The following is a 1470-nucleotide window of genomic DNA, read 5'->3' on the forward strand; positions in this document are numbered from 1 at the left end:
TGACCATGATTTCAAATCTATATTTAACGAACAAAGTAATTATGGCATAGCGTTGGTACGTCCCTCCTGGATTATGAAATTGTTAGAATCTAATATGCATATTAAGATAATGAGTTATAAAGAACGTGCTTGGGATAATCATCAAGATGTTTGCATATTTGGTCTTCCTGCGATTAATGCAGATTGATCGTTCCGTACTGAGAAGGGGGTAAACACCAGAGCTTCGCTCGACAGCTCGGCGCCATGTTGGACTTAACCAGACCTTGCGATTTGACCTGAGTCCTACAGGTCAAATCGTAGCTCCTCGCTGCGTCGATGCCACAGGCCGGGCAGATGGCCCCGAAGACGTAGGCCGAGGCCGTGCGCTGGTCCTTGGGGGCTGAGGTGCATGTCCCGCGCTTGGCCCGGCGCCGGGTCAGGGTGTTCTTCTGGCCGACACGAGCCTCGTCGCAGAACCAGACCTCTATCGGCTTCCCGCCGACAGCTTGCGCGATGTCCGCCAGACGGTCGGGGAAGTCTTTTTAAAGACGGCCGCGGCGTCCGGATCCTGGGCGTGATGGCGCGGGCGGGCCGAGAGCTTGCGGTAGCCCATGGCTCGCAAGACCCGGCTCGAGGTCTGCTCGGAGACCGACACGCCGTGATCCTCGGACAGGATTTGGGCCAGATCGCACAACCGCCAGCGCACCACACCGTGTGCGGCCGGCGTCGGTCCCTGGTCGACCAGCGCCTTGAGGACATCGCGCTGGTCGGCGTTCAGGCGCGGCCGGGCCTCGGGGGCCTTGCCGTCGACCAGCCCGTCCGGTCCATCGGCGTTGAAGGCCACGACCCAGTCGCGCACCGTTTGCAACCCGACTCCGCCGATCTCGGCCGCCTCCAAGCGCAGACCACCCGCGGCGATCACCGACAGCGCCAACAGGCGGCGGGTCTGCGCCGGATCACGCGAACCCTTGGCCAGACCGCGCAAGGCCTCGGCATCGAAGTCCGACCGCAGCGGCACCGGTGCAGCCATCGCATCCTCCTCAGGCTCCAAACCCAAGGAAAGAAGCACGCCCGAGATGCCGACGCTACCCCGCGTGAGTCCGGCTCAGCGAGAAGCGGTATGACGCACGGCGTTTGAGATGGGCGGGTTCGGGCGGCCGCCTGATGCGCCCGTCTCTAACGCCGCGGACCGGGCGTCAAACGGCGCCGGAAGCCACACCGGCCAAACCTTCCGCAAACACGCGTTGAAACGCAACCGTAATGCTAGAGCGGCATCCGATCGGGCTGAATCACTAGGGTTTACCGGTCGGGGTTTGATGTGATTCCCTGCGCGGCTTTCGCAGGAGAGCCGCATGGCATCTGCTGGTCGTGTCCCAGGCGGTGGTGTAGCTGAGGGGTGGTCATCGGCGGTTGCCGGGTAGGGTCGGGTTGCGACGACCAACCCCGAACCCGAGAGACCCCCGATGACCGACGAGATCATGGCCCTGCGCG

At 62.4% G+C, this 1470-nt stretch carries 1 protein-coding gene and 1 pseudogene; one reads left to right on the top strand and one right to left on the bottom strand.

The genetic code is table 11. From position 1 onward, the window contains the following. On the top strand, window positions 1-187 hold a 187-nt coding region (locus FV234_RS26565; protein ID WP_210251000.1), incomplete at its 5' end, for a hypothetical protein. A 130-nt stretch (window positions 188-317) separates the two neighbouring features. Here FV234_RS26565 and FV234_RS25760 read toward each other — a convergent pair. Next, a pseudogene (locus FV234_RS25760) lies at window positions 318-1048 on the bottom strand (IS630 family transposase); the annotation flags it as partial. Window positions 1049-1470 lie beyond the last annotated feature (422 nt).

Origin of the sequence: Methylobacterium sp. WL8 (genome assembly GCF_008040045.1) — a bacterium.
Lineage (GTDB): Bacteria > Pseudomonadota > Alphaproteobacteria > Rhizobiales > Beijerinckiaceae > Methylobacterium > Methylobacterium cerastii.